General features: G+C 60.2%; 17 protein-coding genes. 12 read left to right on the top strand and 5 right to left on the bottom strand.

The genetic code is table 11. The features are described from left to right. Positions 1–436: 436 nt before the first annotated feature. Positions 437–2,062 (bottom strand): methyl-accepting chemotaxis protein, encoded by a 1,626-nt coding sequence (locus JMV15_RS27280; protein ID WP_014718728.1) that lies wholly within the window; start codon positions 2,060–2,062, stop codon positions 437–439. A gap of 233 nt (positions 2,063–2,295) precedes the next feature. Here JMV15_RS27280 and JMV15_RS27285 point away from each other — a divergent pair, with 233 nt between their 5' ends. After that, on the top strand, positions 2,296–3,726 hold the full coding sequence (locus JMV15_RS27285) for a nucleobase:cation symporter-2 family protein (RefSeq protein ID WP_032901653.1): 1,431 nt from the start codon (positions 2,296–2,298) through the stop codon (positions 3,724–3,726). Between the two features lie 12 nt (positions 3,727–3,738). Further along, a complete protein-coding gene (locus tag JMV15_RS27290) occupies positions 3,739–4,200 on the top strand; it encodes an LEA type 2 family protein (RefSeq protein WP_014718730.1) in 462 nt (153 codons plus the stop codon). A 56-nt stretch (positions 4,201–4,256) separates the two neighbouring features. Here JMV15_RS27290 and JMV15_RS27295 read toward each other — a convergent pair whose 3' ends face one another. After that, positions 4,257–5,183, bottom strand: coding sequence for a carbon-nitrogen hydrolase family protein (locus JMV15_RS27295; protein ID WP_019817808.1), 927 nt, complete (start codon positions 5,181–5,183; stop codon positions 4,257–4,259). Positions 5,184–5,274: 91 nt separating this feature from the next. On the opposite strand from JMV15_RS27295, the gene JMV15_RS27300 reads away from it, so the two are divergent. Beyond that, the gene (locus JMV15_RS27300) at positions 5,275–6,195 is read left to right on the top strand and encodes a LysR family transcriptional regulator (RefSeq protein WP_201491968.1); all 921 of its coding nucleotides are present in this window, start codon (positions 5,275–5,277) and stop codon (positions 6,193–6,195) included. On the opposite strand, the gene JMV15_RS27305 is transcribed toward JMV15_RS27300, so the two are convergent. Next, a complete protein-coding gene (locus tag JMV15_RS27305; RefSeq protein WP_003190904.1) occupies positions 6,167–6,421 on the bottom strand; it encodes a hypothetical protein in 255 nt (84 codons plus the stop codon). The genes JMV15_RS27300 and JMV15_RS27305 overlap by 29 nt on opposite strands. A 164-nt stretch (positions 6,422–6,585) precedes the next feature. Between JMV15_RS27305 and JMV15_RS27310 the strand changes: the two genes are divergently transcribed. Further along, complete coding sequence (locus JMV15_RS27310) at positions 6,586–6,906, top strand: DUF883 family protein (RefSeq protein WP_019817806.1); 321 nt, start codon at positions 6,586–6,588, stop codon at positions 6,904–6,906. A gap of 33 nt (positions 6,907–6,939) precedes the next feature. Here JMV15_RS27310 and JMV15_RS27315 read toward each other — a convergent pair whose 3' ends face one another. Beyond that, complete coding sequence (locus JMV15_RS27315; protein ID WP_020301093.1) at positions 6,940–7,977, bottom strand: Ldh family oxidoreductase; 1,038 nt, start codon at positions 7,975–7,977, stop codon at positions 6,940–6,942. Between the two features lie 170 nt (positions 7,978–8,147). Between JMV15_RS27315 and JMV15_RS27320 the strand changes: the two genes are divergently transcribed. After that, complete coding sequence (locus tag JMV15_RS27320; protein WP_201491969.1) at positions 8,148–13,289, top strand: dermonecrotic toxin domain-containing protein; 5,142 nt, start codon at positions 8,148–8,150, stop codon at positions 13,287–13,289. A gap of 19 nt (positions 13,290–13,308) precedes the next feature. Here the strand turns inward: JMV15_RS27320 and JMV15_RS27325 are convergent, their stop codons facing one another. Further along, entirely contained in the window at positions 13,309–13,578 is a 270-nt protein-coding gene (locus JMV15_RS27325; RefSeq protein WP_014718736.1) for a PepSY domain-containing protein, read from the bottom strand. Positions 13,579–13,727: 149 nt separating this feature from the next. On the opposite strand from JMV15_RS27325, the gene JMV15_RS27330 reads away from it, so the two are divergent. The 7 genes from JMV15_RS27330 to JMV15_RS27360 all read left to right on the top strand — a co-directional run bounded on the left by JMV15_RS27330 (position 13,728) and on the right by JMV15_RS27360 (position 19,733). Further along, the gene (locus tag JMV15_RS27330) at positions 13,728–14,726 is read left to right on the top strand and encodes a FecR family protein (protein WP_014718737.1); all 999 of its coding nucleotides are present in this window, start codon (positions 13,728–13,730) and stop codon (positions 14,724–14,726) included. Between the two features lie 314 nt (positions 14,727–15,040). Then, positions 15,041–15,499, top strand: a complete 459-nt coding sequence (locus JMV15_RS27335) for a hypothetical protein (protein WP_038450385.1) — start codon at positions 15,041–15,043, stop codon at positions 15,497–15,499. After that, a complete protein-coding gene (locus JMV15_RS27340; RefSeq protein WP_020301092.1) occupies positions 15,499–16,050 on the top strand; it encodes a hypothetical protein in 552 nt (183 codons plus the stop codon). Before JMV15_RS27335 ends, JMV15_RS27340 begins: the two co-directional genes overlap by 1 nt. Before the next feature lie 68 nt (positions 16,051–16,118). After that, positions 16,119–16,853: a hypothetical protein gene (locus JMV15_RS27345; protein WP_003190893.1), complete on the top strand. Its 735-nt coding sequence runs from the start codon at positions 16,119–16,121 to the stop codon at positions 16,851–16,853. A 61-nt stretch (positions 16,854–16,914) separates the two neighbouring features. After that, entirely contained in the window at positions 16,915–17,595 is a 681-nt protein-coding gene (locus JMV15_RS27350; protein ID WP_020301091.1) for a C39 family peptidase, read from the top strand. 37 nt (positions 17,596–17,632) lie between these two features. Beyond that, positions 17,633–18,376, top strand: coding sequence for a hypothetical protein (locus JMV15_RS27355; protein ID WP_014718741.1), 744 nt, complete (start codon positions 17,633–17,635; stop codon positions 18,374–18,376). Between the two features lie 49 nt (positions 18,377–18,425). Next, positions 18,426–19,733, top strand: coding sequence for a hypothetical protein (locus tag JMV15_RS27360; RefSeq protein ID WP_201491970.1), 1,308 nt, complete (start codon positions 18,426–18,428; stop codon positions 19,731–19,733). Positions 19,734–19,984: the final 251 nt, after the last annotated feature.

Raw genomic sequence — 19,984 nt, forward strand, 5'->3', positions numbered from 1 at the left:
GAAAAGCCCCCGTGGCCCCAAGGTACCCAAGCCCAAAACATGGGTTAAAGGCACCGCGGTGAATGCGCATGTTTCAACGGACCGGATAATCAAGGCTGCCAAGACGAAAAGACCTTGAAAGGGCTGGCTGTAAGAGCGGAACCATAGGTGGCCGTTACCGCAGGAACGGATATGTACGCGGTCAGATCCAACATCCTGGTCGGCTGTAAGGCCGCCATCGCAGGCAAGCCAGCTCCCACATTTGGATTGCGGTGCGTCAGTTAGATCAGCGTCGGCTGTCAGTCCGTCACGGGAGCAAGCGCCCTCGCCACAGGTCAGCACCGGCCCAAGTTGTGTAGATCCCTATGCTGCGATAGCGGTAAGCCAACCCATGATGTGCTGACTGTAAGATTGCTATCGCAGGCAAGCCAGCTCCCACAGGGTTTTGTGGCGGCTGTTAGACGACGAACCTGGCCACCATCCCATTCAAATCCACCGCCAACCTCGACAGCTCATGGCTGGCCGCGCTGGTCTGGTTGGCGCCCGCCGCCGACTGGGTGGCCAAGTCACGGATGTTGACCAGGTTGCGGTCCACCTCGCGGGAGACCTGGGCCTGTTCTTCCGACGCGCTGGCAATCACCAGGTTGCGTTCGTTGATCAGGCTGATAGACGCCGTGATCTGCTCCAGTGAGGCGCCGGCTGCGCGTGCCATTTCCAGGGTGGTCTGGCTGCGCTGGTTGCTCTGTTGCATGGACTGCACCGCCTCACCGGTACCGTTCTGGATGCCGGCGACCATTTTCTCGATTTCCTGGGTCGACTGCGCGGTGCGATGGGCCAGGGCGCGCACTTCATCGGCGACCACCGCAAAGCCCCTTCCGGCCTCGCCGGCACGGGCGGCTTCAATCGCTGCGTTGAGCGCCAGCAGGTTGGTTTGCTCGGCAATCGCGCGAATCACATCCAGCACCTTGCCGATATCCCGGCCCTGAGCGGCCAGGCCCTCGATCATCGCGGAGGTGTTCTGCACGTCCTGGGTCATGGTCTGGATCGCGCCGACGGTTTCCATTACCCGATCACGGCCTTCCCGCGCGGCCTGGTTGGACTGCCCGGACGCCTCGGAGGTGGAAACCGCGTTACGCGCCACCTCCTCCACTGCCGCCGTCATCTCATTGACGGCCGTGGCGGCCTGGTCAATTTCATTGTTCTGCTGTTGCAGGCCACGGGAGGCTTCCTCGGTGACCGCGCTCAACTCTTCCGCCGCCGAAGCGAGCTGCGTGGCCGAACCGGCGATGTGCTGGATGGTCTGGCGCAGGCTGGCTTGCATGGTCGACAGCGCACTGAGCAACCGTGCCGGTTCGTCCTTGCCATCGTCCTCGATGGTTTTGCTCAGGTTGCCGGCGGCAATGGTTTCAGCCACTTCCACAGCCTTGCGCAACGGGGTCACGATACTGCGGGTCAGCAACCAGGCCAGCAGCACGGTGAGCAATGCCGCCACCACGGAGACTGCCACCACACCGGTGATCGCGCCTTCGTAGCTTTGCCCGGCATCCTCGTCGGCCTGCTTGGCGTCGGCCGCATTGATGGCAATCAGCTTGTTCAGTTGCTCGCCCATCTGGTCAGTGCCGTCCTTGATACGGCTGTTAATCAGGGCGCGCATCTCATCGACCTTGCCCTGTTTGGACAATGCCACCATCTCGGCCTGGGCCTTGAGGTAATTGTCCAGGGTCACGCCAAAGGTCTTGTACAGCGCTGCCTCCTCCGGGCCGGCAGGCAGCGTGGCGTATTTGGCCTGGGCGGTCTTGACCTTGTCAGCCAACACACCGATGCGGGTCTCGGCTTCCTGCAAGGCGGCAGGCTCGCGGTTGACCAGCACACGAAACGACAGAATGCGCATGCGCAGCACGTTTTCGGTGATGGTGCCCAGGTGGGTCATGCTGGGCAGTTGGTTGGCGCTCATGTCCTGGGAGGATTGGCGCATTTGCGTCATGCGGTTGACCGCAAACACGCCCAGCAGCACCACCAGAACCGCAATGAAGGCAAAACCGATAAACGCGCGAGGGGCAATATTCAGGTGACGGAGGGACATAGGGCTGCTCTCAGAAGTAGTGTTTGCGAGCGTCCTTGCCGCGAAACGATCCGTCAGCGTCAACGCGCTGCCCAGACCTTGGTCACCACTGTTGTCGTTGTAGTGTGGGCCTATGCTTGATATCGGCTGGGCCACGGCTTTAGCGCAGGGTTTTTATAAATATTTTTTTACACTTCAGGCGCCTGGCACTTTCTGGCATCCTGCGCCTCCATTTTCTGACCCGAGCCATCATTTTGTCTGACGCTCAAGCCCCCCGCCCGCGCTATAAATCCGACCTCATGTACGGCCTCGAAGATCGCCCGCACTTCACCGCCGCGATTTTTGCCGCGTTGCAGCATGTGTTGGCGAGTTTTGTCGGAATCATCACGCCCACCCTGATCGTCGGCGGCGTACTCGGGCTGGAAAGCGAAGTGCCGTACCTGGTGAGCATGGCGCTGTTTGTCTCGGGGCTCGGCACCTTTGTGCAGGCGCGCACCTTCGGGCCGGTGGGTTCGGGGCTGTTGTGCCTGCAAGGCACCAGTTTTTCTTTTATCAGTGTGATTTTGAGCGCCGGGTTTATGGTCAAGGCCCGGGGCGGCGGCACCGATGAGATCCTCTCGACGATCTTTGGCATCTGCTTTTTCGCGGCGTTTATCGAAGTGGTGCTCAGCCAATTCATCGGCAAACTGCGCAAACTGATCACCCCGGTGGTCACCGGCACCATCATTACCTTGATGGGCTTGTCGCTGATCAAGGTTGCGGTCACCGACATGGCCGGCGGCTATGGTGCCAGCGACCTCGGCGCCGCAGGCAACATGGGCCTGGCGGCGTTGGTGCTGCTGACCATCGTGGTGCTCAACCGCTTCAACAACCCGTTCCTGCGCCTGGGTTCGATCGTGATCGGGCTGACCCTGGGCTTCGTAGTGGCGTGGCTGCTGGGCCGCGTCGACATGGCCGCCCTACCCCAGGTGCCGCTGATCAGCGTGCCGGTGCCGTTCAAATATGGTTTCTCGTTCGACTGGGTGGCGTTTATCCCGGTGGCGGTGATCTTCCTGATTTCGCCCCTGGAAGCCGCCGGTGACCTGACCGCCAACTCGATGATTTCCCAGCAACCGGTCAAGGGCCCGCTGTACATCAAGCGCATCAAGTCCGGCCTGCTGGCCGACGGCCTCAACTCGGCGATGGCCGCCACGTTCAACAGCCTGCCGATGGTGACCTTTGCCCAGAACAACGGCGTGATCCAATTGACCGGCGTGGCCAGCCGCTACGTGGCGTACTTCATTGCTGGCCTGCTGGTGCTGCTGGGGCTGTTTCCGATGATCGGCGCGGTACTGCAACTGATGCCCAAGCCCGTATTGGGTGGCGCGACTCTGATCATGTTCGGCACCGTGGCCGTGGCCGGCATCAAGATCCTCGCTGAAGCGGGCCTGCATCGACGTAATGTGCTGATCGTGGCGATTTCCCTAGGCATGGGCCTGGGCGTCGCCGCCGTGCCGGAAGTGCTGCGCGAGCTGCCCAAGGCGCTGCACAACATCTTCGAATCGCCGATCACCGTGGGCGCATTCTGTGCAATCCTGCTGAACATTTTCCTGCCCGAAGAGTTCATAGAGCTGGAAGAAGATGAATTCGAGCCGGAGTCCTCTACCCTCAAGGTCATGCAGGACCCGGACGTTACCCAAAAGTAGGAGCATTTCTTTATGCGCAAGCTCATGGTTGTATCGCTGTTGCTGCTGACCTTGAGCGCCTGCGCACTGTTCCCCAACCGCGACCCGGTGAACATCAATGTGGTGGGCATCGAGCCGCTGCAAAGCCAGGACCTGGAAGTGCGCTTTGCGGTGAAGCTGCGGGTGCAAAACCCCAATGAAGCGGCAATCGACTACAACGGCGTGGCGCTGGATCTGGAGGTCAATGGCCGGCCACTCGCTTCTGGCGTCAGCGATCAGGCTGGGAGCATCCCACGCTTTTCTGAAACCGTACTGATGGTGCCGGTCAGCGTTTCGGCGTTTTCGGTGTTGCGCCAGACCCTGGGCCTTAGCCAGACCCAAAGCCTGAACAACCTGCCCTACGTGCTGCGCGGCAAATTGGCGGGTGGCCTGTTTGGCACCATGCGTTTTGTGGAGCGTGGCACTTTGGACTTACCGAACACTGCCACCTGGTAAGTGGCTGAAAACCACATGTGGGAGCTGGCTTGCCTGCTCCCACAGGTTGATTGCGTTTAGTCAGTGATATAGCGAACGCCTGGCTTGGCGCGCTCGTCTACCACTAATTCAAAAATATCCGGCCGGGCGTAATGCCCCACTACGTCGTAGTCGTAGCGGGCCCGCACCAACTGATCAGTATCGATCTGCGCCGTCAACAAACCCGCTTCGCCCACCAACGGCCCCGCCAGAATATCGCCCATGGGTCCGACGATCACGCTGCCGCCGGCAATCAACGGACGGTCCACCGGCCAGTTGGCAACCTCCACACCCAAGGCCTCAGGCGATGCCTGCACCTGGCAGGCGCTGACCACAAAGCAACGCCCTTCATGGGCAATATGGCGCATGCTCACCTGCCACATGTCGCGCTCGTCCACGGTGGGTGCACACCACACCTGGACGCCCTTGGCGTACATCGCGGTGCGCAGCAACGGCATCATGTTTTCCCAGCACACCGCGCCGCCGATACGCCCAACCGCGGTGTCAATCACCGGCAGGGTCGAGCCGTCGCCCTTGCCCCAGATCAGCCGCTCGGTGCCGGTCGGCATCAGCTTGCGATGCTTGGCCACCAGGCCGCCCGAGGGTTCGAAATACAACACGCTGCAATACAGCGTACTGCCACTGCGTTCAATCACGCCCAGCACCAGGCTGGCACCGGTACGCGCCGACATCCCGGCCAGCGCCTCGGTTTCTGGCCCCGGCACGTCAATGGCATTGGCAAAATACCGTGCAAAGGCTTCCCGGCCCTCGGGCAGGCGATAACCCAATTGCGTGCCAAAGCTTTCGCCCTTGGGATAGCCGCCCAGCAACGCCTCGGGCATGACCACCAAGTGCGCGCCACTGCGCTGGATTTGATCCTCATAGGCCAGGATCTGCGCCAGGGTGTCAGCCTTGCCGCCAGGCAAGGCGCCGATTTGCAGGGCTGCGACAGTCGATACGGGCATCAGGCTTACTCCGATAGATAGGGGTTGCCCATTCTCTGGCCAGACTCGATCATGAATAAAGCCCACCTCAGTGCTAAATGATATGAGCCAAATGAATATCGCCCAGGTTGACCTCAACCTGCTCAAAACCTTCGAAGCCCTGCACGACGAGTCCAGTGCCAGCCGTGCGGCGCTGCGACTGGGTGTGACGCAGTCGGCGATCAGCGCGGGCCTACGGCGCTTGCGTGAGCTGTACGGCGACCCTTTGTTCGTGCGCACCGGACGCGGCCTGGCGCCCACATTGCGAGCCAATCAGTTGAAACCGGTGATCAGTGAGGCATTGGATCGCTGCCGCCAGAGCCTGGCGATGATCAGCCCGCAAAACTCGCACTACGAGGGCCGCTCGGTGGTGCTGGGGCTGTCGGATGACTTCGAGATTGCTTATGGCCGAAGCCTGATGGAGGCCATCGCACTGCGCCTGCCCAAACTACGGGTGATCTTTCGCCAGACCTACAGCCAGATCGTCGCCGCCGCCCTGCTCGACCGCACGCTGGACCTGGCCATTACCGCCGGCGGTTTTACCGAGCGCAGGCTGAGCCGACAGGTGCTGGGGGAAGGTGACTATCGTTGCCTGGTAGACCCCCATAGCCTGGCGCCGGGCCAGGAGGCTATCGACCTGCAGGGGTTTGTCACACGGGAACATGTATTGGTGTCGTCAGGCGGGTTTATCGGCATTACCGATGAAGGTTTGGCCGCCCACGGGCTGCGCCGCCACGTGTGCGCGTCCACCAGCCACTTTGCCGCGCTGCCGTATCTGCTCCAAGGCAGCACCGCCGTGGCAACCATTCCCGGGCATGCAGCCCACGCCATTGCGCAAACGACCGGCCTGCGCGTGCTGCCCTGCCCGCTGGCGCTACCGCATTACCCGGTGGAGTTGGGCTGGCGCACCCAGGCTCAGTTGGACCCGCTGTTGCTCAAGGTACGCGAAGCGATTGTGGCGTGCTTTACTTCGCCGCCGCCATCAGCTTGTTGACTTCACTGCGCACCATGTTGGAAAACTCCGGCGGCGACATGCCGTCGAGTTCGGCACGCACCCATTCGGCCCACTTGCCCTTGCGCTTGGCGCGCTCACCGAACAAGCGCGCGGCTTCGCCCTTGGCCTTGCCCAGGTTGGTTTGCCACAGGTCGTAGAGGCGCGACTTTTCATCTTCCAGCTCGGCGCGTTCGGCGAGGGTCTTGTTGGCGAGATTGAAGCTCATGTTGAATTACCTGCTGCACAAATAGGTGACATCTTACACTGTAGGCCCAAAGTTCCCGATCCGGATTTTGCCTCGGATGAGCGCATGGGGAAAAAAACTGCAACTTTTGCCTCCCCCCGATACTCCATTGTTCACTGCCACATCCACCTGCAAGGAGTCACTCAATGGCCCGCAAAACCGCCGCCCAAGCTGTCGAAGATCAAATCAAGGACCAAGCGTTCAGCGAACTGAGCGCGTTGATCGAAGAGTCGGACAAACTGCTCAAAAGCAGCGCATCCCTGGTGGGCGAGGAAGGTGAAACCCTGCGCGAGCAGGTTGCCATCAAACTCAAGCAAGCCCTGGAATCGGTGTCCAATGTGCGTGAACGCAGCAAGCCGGTCGTGGATGCCACCGAGACTTACATCGGCGGGCACCCATGGCAGACCGTGGCCATTTCCGCAGGCTTTGGCCTGGTGGTCGGCCTGTTGCTGGGTCGCCGTAACTGATCCATTCAGGCTGCGCCCCCCGCGCAGCCTGTTTCACCCCGCCGCCAACGCCCTCAACTCGCGCAACGCCTGCGCGTCCAGTTCGATCCCGGTTTCCTGCGACTTCGCCCGCGTACGATGGCGTCGGTCCCCCGGCAATCGACGCAACCCCGCCGCATGCATCTGCCGCACCAGCTCCTGGCTGCGTTGGGCGAAGCTTTGCCCAGCGGTTTTACTCGGGTCGATCACGATCAGAAGCTGGCCTGTCCACGGCGTGCGCGCGCCTGGGTGGTCCGTCCAATCGAATTCAAAAGAGAAGTTGCCGCCCGTCAACGCTGCCGCCAGCAACTCCACCATCATCGACAGTGCCGAACCCTTGTGCCCGCCAAATGGCAACAGTGCGCCGCCTTCCAGAATGGCTTTAGGGTCCTGGGTCGGCTGCCCGAGGCTATCGACGCCCATGCCCGGTGGCAACCGCTCGCCTTTGCGCGCGGCGATTTGCACGTCGCCATGGGCGATGGCGCTGGTGGCCAGGTCAAACACAATCGGCGCACCGTCGGCCCGGGGCGCCGCAAACGCGATGGGGTTGGTGCCGAACAACGGACGATCCGCGCCGTGGGGCACCACGCAGGTCATGCTGTTGACCACGCTGAGTGCCACCAGCCCCTCCTCGGCAAACGGCTCGACGTCCGGCCACAGGGCAGCAAAGTGATGGGAGTTATGGATTGCCAGCAACGCGATGCCGGCGCTGCGTGCCTTCTCCACCAGCAACGGGCGCGCCGCCGCCAGGGCCGGCTGGGCAAAACCATTGCCCGCATCGACGCGCACAAAGCCTGAGGCCACATCGGTCACGCTGGGGACGGCGGTGCCGTTGACCCATCCACTGGCCAGCGTCGAAAGGTAACCGGGGATGCGAAAAATACCGTGACTGTGGGCACCGTCACGCTCGGCACTTGCGCAGTTGTGCGCAAGAATCGCAGCAACCTGCGCCGATGTGCCGTGCCGAACGAACACCTGATGAAGTAACTCCTCCAGTTCAGCGAAGCGGATCGAGGCACAAGCGGTGGCAACTGTCGGGGACTGCGCAGACATTTGAAGCTCCGTTTTTATGATTGGAAGGGGCAACGAATGGGACATCCAGACCCTCGATTAAACACCACGCACGCTCTGCGTTGTCAACGTGCGCAGCGCTGAATATTTACCGCCTTGCACCACGGACGCCTGCCTACCCTGTGCTTTTCCTGGCACGCCGGAGACAGGCTGTGGTTCGCTTAACGCCCCCGTATTTCTTCCCTGAGTTTCTCAAACCCCAAGGCAAAGCCTCGCCCACCGCTCGTGAACGTACGCTGGGGCTCACCGCCAAAGACCTTGATTGGCTGTACAACCTTTACCTGGCTACCGACGAGTCTCGGCAGGACACAAGCCGGCATGATCACCCCATGCGTGTTGAAAAGGTCCTGATCAACATTTCCGGCAAGCCCCCCATTCCCCTTGCCGGCGCGTTCGCGATCAGCCCGACACCCGACGCCGCCAAGGCATTGCTCTACACCCCGGATAACGGCATACAGGTCTATGACAGCCACGCAGCCCTGCTGAGCGAATTGATCGAGCAATTGGAAGACCCACTGCAGAGCGCCCCTTTGCTGAGCTACCTGTCGATGGACCAACGCAATGCGCTGGGCGCTGACACGCCCATGGTGTTGACCACTCAGCTCATCGAAGGTGAAGTCATGCCGGAGCAAGCACGCATGCTCCAGGCCTGCCAGCTGGATAACGTCAAGGCCATGCTCGACCACCTGCAAAAAACCCCGACCTTGCCTGACATGCTCGACACGCTGCTGAGCGTCATGGCCCGCCCCCATTTCAAACACCTGGATCAACGGGACACACGGGTCAATGTCTTAACCCGCGAAGCTGAGCAAGCAACGCCACGTTGGGTCAACTCGCAGACCTTGAGCGAAGCGCTGCTGCAATTTTATGTGCGTCACAGGTGGCCCAAAGGGCAGATACGCGAATACTCGAACCCAAAACATGACACCACTGGTTTCACTGCCTCCGAACGGGAAGAAGATCACCGGCGTTGGGAGGCCTTGATCGAACAAAGCTCCAGTACTTTCTCGAAGCTGTTGGAAAGCCTGTTGCAGACCTACTGGAATGAAGATATCGACAGCGGCACCTCGCGCGTGGATTTTTTTGCTCAAGGCGTGGCGCAGAAGTTTCGCCTCGATGTGTTGCTCAAGCGCCAGGGCGAGATTATTACCGCCGAGGAAAGCCACGCACTTCAGGCCCTGTTCCTCAGCGACCAAAGCGCCCGCAGCGCCCATGCCGAAAACCTCAGCGTGGAAAAGGTGCGCCTTTATGCCCCTCATCAACATTACGTTGAACCAGCGAGCACCTTGATGATCACCGAGCACCACGCGTACCTCTACACCCAATCGCGCGGGTTACAGGTGCTGGAAAACCTCGACGACCTCAAAGACCGGTTACTGAGCATGCTCAAGGCCGAAGGCTACGAGGACGAATGGCTCAACTTCCTCTCATTGGATGAGCGCGACACGCTGCTCCGCCTGGACCCGATCACCATCGCGGCAAGGCCGATACCCGGCAATGTGTTCGTGACCTTGGTACAAGACATTGCGCGCAAGCAAACGGACAACCTTAACCACGCCCTGGAAATCTACCGGCGCAGCGATGGCCAAGTGGACCTCACAGCCCTGCTCGACAGTGCCCTGGACGTACGTGCCTTGCTGGACAATCAACTGGCCACACTAGAGACCAACGGGCGCTGGACCTTGCATCCGGTCACCCGTGGTAATGGCCGCCCTACGACCGTCAAGGCCGAGCGCGCCCGGCTGCAGCTTCAGAACCTGCGGGCGATTGAGCGTGCGCTGGCGATGGAGCGCGCGCACCACCCGACCTTACGTAGCATCGTCGCTGACACGCTCAACGCTGAACTGCAACTGCAGCAACAGTCAGTCAAAGCCGAAGAGGTGTTTATCAATACCTACGCCACGCGTGCCCAGGAGCGTGAAGAGCGTGCGCCAGTGCAGTCATTGAGCATGCTTGAGCACTTCATTGAACGTCTGGCCCAAGAGGCGCCTGCGGTGCCCTTCTCGTCCAGGACGAAGTTCTATACGCGGGGCGAAGGCAATGTCTTCGTGCAATTGCCAAGCATGACGCTCAAGACGTTCAACACCGTCATCGAGCGCGTCCTGCTGCTGTTTTCCAAGCACGCCATGCGCCAGCAACCCCATGAGTTTCTGGTCAAGACTCACGCCAAACACGCCCACTCGATGCTGGTGGGGTTACGCAGCGAAGCCGAGCTGAGGTCGCTGGATAAAACCCTGGCGCCCACAAGCCAGGCCATTCTCGACACGCTACTTCAGCCCGACAGTCTGTCGCGCTTGACACGCCATGGCCTTAACGGATTTTTGCCGGATGCCTATGGGTTGACGTTGGACTTGAACGCCGTCGATACGCCACAACCGCTGGCCAATACGTTCGTGATTACTGAGCGCGGCGGTATCGACCCGCAGCGCTCGGGCCAGGCGCTGCTCTGGACCCCGCGCCTGGGCTACGAAGTCTTTGCCTCGATCAACGCCCTGCGCGATGAAATCACCCAGCGCCTGGCGCACCCGATCAACAGCTTGAGCCTGCTGGAAAATCTGCCGTTCAGCTTGCGCGAGCCCCATCAGGCATTTCGCCAGGGCCCGCTGCAACGTATTGATCAGGACCTGTTGAATGACCGAGTAGACAGCTACAACGACGCGATCATGGAAGGCGTGGATCACCTGCAATCCATGGGCCTGCGCGCCCGTGCCTTGCAGGATCGGTTGGACGCCGTCATCGAACAGCCTCCGCCCACCAACCTTGGCAGGGCAATCACACTGGCCGATGCCATGGTCAACCAGCAGGCACTGCCGGTGTGGCTGGGTATGGCGCCGGCCCAGGACCAAATCCACCAGGCTGAGCTTCTGGAGCAGTACTGCAACAACGCCGACGAGGAACATGACTACCTGCATGACATCCAACCCCTGCGTGCTTATGCCTTCACCACGCTGATGACGCTGCTTGAGGCGCGCTTTCCCGGCCAGGCGCTCAACCCCGATCACATCCTGATCCCCACCGATGCAGTGCTCGATGTGAATGTCGACAACCTGACCGACTTTGCGTTGCGGCACTGGCCAAATCTGACGGTTCAACACATCCGCCCACGTTCACGCACGGCAAAGCCATTACCGCAAGCCCTGGACGCAAGTGCCGTGATACAAATGGTGCGACAGCTGGATCTCAAAAGCGCTTATCAGCAACAGGTGCGAAGCCACCTTGAGGCGCAAACCGATGATGCACGCCAACGCAGGCGTCTGTTTTGCCGTCAGTTGCCGTGGCAAGCGCTGCAACACGCCGACGAGCAACGGTTGCAGGAGCGGCTTTCCACCCGAGCCTTGAGCCTGGTCCAGCAGATTTTCGATATGCCGGACACCGTGGCCCGAGCGTCACTCAGCGGGACCACGGCGATGATTCGACCGCTGGAACTGATCGCCACCGAAGGCGCCAGTACCGCCAAGGTGCTGGGTGTGTACCTGATCGGCCCGCAGTTTCCTGGCGAGGGTCCATGGGTGCTCTACGCGCCGTACAGCGAACAGCATGTGTTCAAGGAATACGCGGATGAAACGGCCTTGCTGGATGAGATACAAAGGCCCGGCATCCTGCAGGACTGGGTGCTTATGCACCTGGAAGATCCGCACCAGGCCACTTACCGCCATTTGCTGAAAAACAACCAGCATAGCCCGTCCGATATCCGCCTGGCCGCTTCGGCAGTGACGGGCAATGTGCTGCATTACCTGTTCAGCGAGAACACATTGATGTTGCTCAAGGTACTGGGCAGCCAATTCGAAGAAGGCACCAAGACCTTGTGGGATCATGCGACCCGCTTGTTCGGCACGCAAATCCCGACGGCGGTGCAGTTCATGGCCGGCAAACTCGCCTACCCGCTGGTGGTATGGCGTAGCTACACCTTGTTCAAGCGCTCGGCCGAAGCCTTGCAGCTACACCAGTGGCAGGCTGCATTCAAGGATTTCGTCAGGGGCGTGGCGCAAATGGCCGCCCTGCGCAGTGCGCTGGACGGCACCGCCCTTGCCCCACCCACTGAAAAGGAGCGCTCGCTGGCCGAGCTGACAGATGAGTCACTGCCCGCAGCCACCACCCTCGCCACCTGGCATGTCACCTGCCCTTCGCGCACCCGGCTGGAACCGTTCGAGGCACAGGACGTGGCGTTGCAAGACCTGAAAAAGAGCACGCTCAGCCAGGTGTATGAAGACCAGAAAAACGCGAAATACTACGTGCCGCTGGCCGGCAAGGTGTATAGCGTCAAGAAAGCCGCACAACATTGGCGCCTCGCCAACGACGAGCAGGTGGGGCCGTACATCGGCCGTAATGCGCAGGGCATATGGGTACTGAAGCTGGACGGCCAGGAGCCGCGCTTCGGCAGGGCCCAGTCGTACCTCAAGACGTGGCGCAATGAGGTACGGGACATCAACATTGAAGCGGTCGGTATCCGCGATATTGGCGCGTTGACCTATTGGAAAGCCCAGGCCATCACTGAAGCGTTGAACTTTGCGACTTATTACGCGCTGAACTGCCGCCGCAACGTTGCGCAATTTGCTGTACAACGCGACCCTGACAGCCGGGTTGGGCGATTTTTAGGGGAAATGTTTGGTGTCGTCACACTGACCCCGGACCAGGTCTTGAGAGTCACAAAAATAATCGACGAGATCATCGATGAACTCACCGACCCCAGCTTGACCGGTCCGAACTCCATGCGTTTTGTCGCGGGCACCAGCCGACAGGACCCGGCGTCGGATTATGCATTCATGATTCCCGCTGACACAGAACGCAAGCTGTATCTTCTGAGCCGATTCTTCGACCCTAATCTGGACGTCTACCAGAACCGTCTGCTGGAGAATGTAGCGTTCAACATATCGACGCACGCCAGGGCCAGCACGCTGATTCACGAATTATCGCACTTGAAGCTCGACACCGTGGACATTGCCTACCTGGACAGCATGCGACCCTTCCCAGACTTGATCAATATCGAAAGGCCCGGCGCCGAAGTGCTTAAAACCACCCTGGAGGATCTGCGCAGCACCGCGTTATCGACGATGACGCCTGCAACGATGCTGTTCAAGACTCAAGACACCCTCACCGAACTGTGGGAAGACTTCAAACCAGGTTCTGCAATTGAAAAGAAAATTTTCAAGGCCACCGGCGCCAAGACCTTGCAGGACGCGAGGATCATTTTCATGTCAGTCCCTGATAAACGGATTGACACCATTCTGGCCAACGCCGACTCGGTGACGTACCTGATCACCCATCTTGGCCGCCAGGTGGAGCCGGGCGCCTGAACGGCCCCCGGCGAGTGCATCAGTCTTTCTGGTCACGCAGCACGTTACCGGAAGCGCCATCGATGCGCGCCTCATACACGATGCCATCGGACTTGCGACCTTTGACTTCCCAATAGCCATTGTCATCCGCTTCAGCGGCGTAGACCTCAATGTAGCCGGCCTTGGTTTTCGCCACCTCGATGGCTTTCTCAATGGTGATCCAGCCTGCACCCGGCTTGTCGGCCATGGCGGCGCCAGCGCTCAACAGCGCGGAAGTAGCACACAGGGCGATCAAGGTTTTCTTCAACATTTTCGTACTCCATAAGTGGACGACAGGTTAATTCCTGAATTTTTAGGCGCACACAAACAAGAATAAGTTCCAATTGATGTGCAATCGCCATGATGCAGTTCTCGCCGTCCACCTTGGGAGGTTAGAATGTGGGAAATCAGGATGAGTTAATGAGCGAAAAGCCCCTTTCAGAAACCGAATATGACGCCATCACCGACGCCGCCGCGCATTGGTGCATGCGCCTGCATGCTGCAGATTGCACGGCGGGCGAACGTCAGGCTTTTACCCAGTGGCACGATGCCCATCCGCTGCACGCCTTCGAATATGCAGCCATGCTCGAGATCTGGGACGTGGCCGACCACCTGCCCCGCGACAAGCCTGAGGCGGTGGTGGTCCCAATCAAGAAGCCAGCCAGCCGCTTGCGCACCTACGCGGTGGCCGCAGCGGTGTGCCTGGCGGCATTGCCGCTTGCCGCCTTCACCGGCTGGGAAGCGGGCTGGTTGCCCAGCTCCTATGAACGGTTCGAAGCAGCCAATGGCTTGAAAAAAGTCACCCTGGGCGATGGCAGCCAAGTGGAGTTGAACCTGGGCACCGAGTTGGTCTACAGCCATTACAAGGACCAGCGCCGTGTCACCCTGAAAAAGGGCGAAGCGTTCTTCAACGTCACGCACGACAGCCACCACCCGTTTATCGTGCGGGCCGGCGAAGGCCAGGTGCGAGTGACCGGCACGCAATTCAATGTCTGGGAATATGAAAATCAGGTGCGGGTGATGTTACTGGAGGGCTCGGTGCAGATCTCCAGCGACGGCGAGCATGCCAGTGTGCCGCTTAGCCCAGGCATGCAAGCCAGTTTCCATCAGGGTGACGCGACCCCGCAGGTCGCCGCTATCAATCCCGATGACACCGCGCTGGCATGGCGCCAGGGCAAGCTGGTGCTCGACAACCTGACCCTCACGGACGCCTTGCCCCTGATCAACCGCTACCTGAAAAAGCCGGTGATGCTCGCAGACGCCAGTACCGGCGCGATTCGCGTCGGCGGTATCTACAACATCAATGAGGTCAACAACCTCGTGCCCTCCCTGCCCAAGGTGTTGCCGGTGTACCTGACACAAAACCAGGACGGCAACCCCGTGCTCAACTCCATTCCCCGTAAAGCCCCCAAGGGCTGAGCCCGCTCGCACGAAGCGGGACGTTTGGGCCGCAGGTGTCCATTTTTGAAACACCTCCCTCACCTGCATCGCCCGCCGTATGCGGATTCATGGTTCTGTCACAGGCAGTGTTACATGGCTGAGACAGCGTGAGATGAGCATGGGCCTATCTCACGCCTTTGAGACTGTTTCAACCCTGAAACAGGGTTGTCATCACTTTGCCTCGACTTTCTCCCAACCCCTTGAATAACCACATCTAATAAAAAGCGGCACGCCTTCTGCTCTTTCCCTGACAACGCTGTTTAGGGTCAGCGTTAAGAATAAGGACTGCCGCCGTGAACACACTCACACACGCCTCGTCGATAAACGTACTGCTGATCAGTTGCGTGCTCAGTGCAGGTGTCAGCCTGACGAGCCAGGCGGGTGACGGTGTGATCGTGACCGGGCGTACGGTGCAGGGCCACATGTACGGGCGCACCTCGCTGCCCGACCCCTACCCCAACACCGCCAATGCCAACCCCAGCAAAGAGATCAACAACGCTTTGACCGGCGAACTCAGCGACGGGGATATCGGCGGCATCAGCAGTGGCTCCAGCCTCGCCCGCTCCCTGCAGCCCAACGGCAGCCTGTCGGGCCTGGGCGCCACCCAAAACAGCATGTCGACACTCGGCGCTGGCGCAGCGGCAGGCCATGGTGCGGGCAGCGGCAGCAGCATGGGCGGGCAGATCAGCGACTCGATCCAGCGTGGCATGGCGCCGCTCAACAACCTCGGCAGCATGATGGGGGGCAAGTGATGAAGCGCGCCCTGTTGGTGCTTGCCCTGCTGGGCAGCGCCTCGGCCATGGCCGACAACACCGCCGTGATCAACCACAGCGGCCAGCAATACGACGGCGTGCTGTCGATCAACCAGGCCGCCGGCACGGGGCAACAAATGTCCAACAGCCGCGCCATCGCGCTCGGTGGCCAGGCCACCAACGTCGACATCCAGCGTGTCGACGGCAAGGTCGACCCGTCCCTGAACGCCAAGGCCGCGATCCAGGGCAACTCATTCAGCAGTGGCAACGGCGTACTGGGCATCAACCAGTCTGCCGGGGCTAATAACCAATCCATCAACGCTGTGCGGATCAGCCTCAACCCTGGCCCGCAGAGCATCGATGACAGCGTCCTGTTGCAACAGAACACGACGACGCTGGCAACCGACTCAGGGCTCACCCCCACCACTGGCAGCCGCCAGGTCGTGACCAGCGACCAGGCCTTCACCGGCAGCCGAGGAGTGACACAGGTGAACCAGAGTGCCGGGGTGGGGAACCGAGTGGCTAACACCCTGGGCATCACTATCAAGTAACCGCTTGGTAGACGTTCGTTAGACCGTACCAACACTTAACCAACTAACTAGAAGCAAGGAGAAACACCATGAAACCTCAAATGGCTCTGAAACCAATGGTTTTCGCTCTCGCCGCACTCATGGCTGCTGCTGCTCAAGCGGGTGGCTGGCATCCAACCCCACAACCCACCGGTACTGTGGCCGCTGTGGTCACTGACGTACAGAAAAGCGAACACAACAAATTCGACGACACCAACACCGAGAACAACGCATCAGCCGACAACTCGGTAAATAGCAACAGCGGTAATGTCGGGGTCAACGCACAATCAGGTTCCGGCAACCAGGCTGACAACGCCGGCGCCATTTCCAGTGCCAAAGGCGACTTCGCCACCGTGTTTGCCGTGATCGATGTCGACCAAGGCAGCTCGCATAACAACTTCGTCAACAAAGGCACGCAAAACAACGCCTCCCTGGACGGTTCCATCACCGGCAACTCCGGCAACGTGGGTTACAACGGCCAGGCCGGCCAGGGTAACCAGGGTAAAAACAACCTGGCCATCACCACCGCTGACGGCAAGAACATCGCAGCAGCGTCCAACACCGAGCAGAACTCGCTCAACAACAGCTACCTGAACACGGCCGCCAGCAGCCATGGTTATGGCAAGCCTCAGTACGTGTCCAACAACGCAAGCCTCGACAACTCGGTTAACCGCAACTCCGGCAACGTAGGTGTCAACCTGCAATCGGGTGCGGGCAACCAAGGCAGCAACAGCCTGTCGATCGGCCAAGGTTGCAGCGTCTGCGCCAGCGGCGTGCGCTTCTGATCCAACGGGGCCTTGGCGACAAGGCCCTTTTTTATTCCAGTGTCCAACAGGTCATTCGATCATGCGTATCGCGACCCTCACCCTCCTGATGTTACTCACCGGCACGACCTGGGCAGGCACCATGGCGATTTCCGCCATGCCCGGCGGTGCGGTGATTTTCAAGAAGGTCGAGAGCATTCGCGAGCGCCGGTTCGCCAACCTGGTGGAACAGAAAACCGACTTCAGCTGCGGTGCCGCAGCACTCGCCACCATCCTGCGCCAGGCCTATTGGCTGGACGTCGACGAAGCACACATCATCAAAGGCATGCTGGTCACCGCCGACCAGGACCTGGTGCGAACCCAGGGCTTTTCCATGCTGGACATGAAGCGCTACCTCGAGAGCATCGGCATGCGTGCCCGGGGCTACAAGATCGCGCCTGAGACCCTGCTGACCGTGAAAATCCCCGTGGTGGTGCTGCTGGAAATTCGCGGCTACAAGCACTTCGTGGTGTTGCAACGGGCCGACAAGGACTGGGTGTACATCGGCGACCCCGTATTGGGCCACAAGCGCTATTCCCGTGACGATTTCGTCAAAGGCTGGAATGGCATTGTCTTCGCCGTACTGGGTGAGGGTTACGACAAGGCCAACGTCTTGCTCGACCCGCCCCTGCCGCTGACCGCCAAGAGCCAGATGAATGAGTTCAGGCCTGTGGGCGATGCCGAGCTGATGGATTTCGGTTTTATCCAGAGCGACTTCTTCTAGACGCGCAATAAGGGGCAGGACGCCCCAGGAGCAGCAGATGAACACTTCCCGTTGGCTGACGGTCTTGTGTCTGGCCGCCTCAATGCCTGCTTATGCGTCCTCGGGGTTCAAGCCCATCGAACTCAAGGACGCCGAAATGGCCGAGCTGCGCGGCCGTTATGTGATGCCGGGACGCATCATCAGCTTTGGCATTGTCATGAGCAGCACCTGGACCAATGCCGAAGGTAGCAACATCACCGGCACGGCCAACATGCAGATCGACAAGACCACCATTACGCCACAGTTCTACGTGCAAACCACCGGCTCGACCGGTACCGGCACGCGCCCCAACACGGGCACCGGCAATGTGGTCGGTGGTGCCGGCCTCGGCAGCGGCCAGGGCGTGACCCAAAGTGTACGCACCGCCGGCGATGGCAACGCCGCCTACAACAATGTGGGCATCAACGTCGAAAATGGGGTCACCCCCGCCAATAACCTGCAGTCCGGCCAGGTGCTGGTGGCGGGCGGTACAGTGACCGGGGACAGCGCCGCGGGCCGTGTCAGCGTATCGGCCAACAGTGGCGGCGTGCAGATGGCCATCCAGGCCAATCACAACCAGGGCAACAGCCTGCAGCAGATCGGCGCGGGGAACGTGCTGCAGGGCACGGTATTGACCGGCGATAGCAACCTTGTCAGAAACATCACCCAGATCAACGTGGTGATGAACAATAACGGGCTGAACAACGCCGCGTTGAACTGCAACCTGGATCAACTCAAAGGCCTACGCACGCTCGGTTATTGAACTACGCTGACCCTCGACACTTACGCATTAGAAAAGGACGGCTTATTTCATGCATCGATCGTTATCGCTACGTGCGGTGGTTTGTTTGAGTACGCTCTTGCCCGCATCCGTGCTGTATGCCGCGCCAGACGCTGACATCCAAACCCTGAAGAAGGAACTGCTGGACCTCAAGCAACGCTACGACGTGCAGCAAAAAGCCTTGGCCGTGCTGGAGCAACGTGTGCGCCAGGTCGAGGACCAACCGGCAACGCCCGCCCCCAGGCGCCTGGCCAAATCACCGGCCGACTTCAAGAACGGCGCTAACACTGTCGCGGCTAGCGGTACGGGCGCAGCCGCGGCATCCGGTGGCGCTGGCGGGGGTGGCAGCTCCTACGGCCAGGCCCTCAAGGACGACTCGGCCCCTGCGCAAAGTGTGAGCAACCTGTACAACGAGGCCAGCGGCTTTTTCGGCAATGGCAAGTTCAGCGTGGAAACGGGCATCACCTATGCCCGTTATGACGCGCGCCAGTTGACGCTCAATGGTTTCCTGGCGCTGGACTCTATTTTCCTGGGCAACATCAACCTGGACCGGATCAAGTCCGACAGCTGGACCCTGGACCTTACCGGGCGCTACAACGTCGACAACCGCTGGCAGTTCGACCTGAACGTGCCGGTGGTGTACCGCGAGTCCACCTACCAGTCGGGCGGCGCCGGCAACGACGCCACGGCCACCTCCGAAGGTTCCGTGACCCGTGACCCGACCATCGGCGATGTCAACTTTGGCGTGGCCTACAAGTTCCTCGACGAAACCTCGACCTTGCCCGATGCGGTGGTGTCGGTGCGCGTCAAGGCCCCGACGGGCAAAGAGCCCTTCGGCATCAAACTGGTCAAGCAACCTAACAACGATAACCTCTACGTGCCCGAAAGCCTGCCCACGGGTAACGGGGTCTGGTCGGTCACGCCGGGCATCTCCCTGGTCAAGACCTTCGACCCGGCCGTGCTGTTCGGTTCGTTGTCGTACACCCACAACTTTGAAGATTCTTTCGATGACATCAGCAGCGAAGTCAATCAGAAGGTAGGAGGCAAGGTACGCCTGGGCGACAGCTTCCAATTCGGGGTCGGCGTCGCCTTTGCCTTGAACGAGAAGATGAGCATGTCGTTCTCGGTTTCCGACCTGGTGCAGCGCAAGAGCAAGCTCAAGCCCGATGGCGGCGACTGGCAATCAGTGGTGTCCAGCGATGCCAACGCCGGCTATTTCAACGTGGGCATGACGATTGCCGCCTCGGATAACCTGACCATCGTGCCGAACCTGGCGATTGGGATGACCGATGATGCGCCGGACTTTACGTTCAGCCTGAAATTCCCGTATTACTTCTGATTGGTTTGCCTGCGGGCGGTGTGTCAGTTACTGCATCTGTGACTGCACTCCCGCTTTCGCAGGCAAGCCAGCTCCCACATGGGCCCTGTATTGCCCACAGAATCAGCGCCTGACACAAATCCCCTGTGGGAGATTCTATGGTTGAGGGGCAACCCTCAACCAACTTTTGGCTGATATTCGCTTTGCCCTTTCAGCAGAGCGAACACCACCCTAGCAAGCTTGCGGGCCAGTATTACCAGCGCCTGTGTGGT

This window comes from Pseudomonas paracarnis, assembly GCF_904063055.1.
GTDB lineage: Bacteria > Pseudomonadota > Gammaproteobacteria > Pseudomonadales > Pseudomonadaceae > Aquipseudomonas > Aquipseudomonas paracarnis.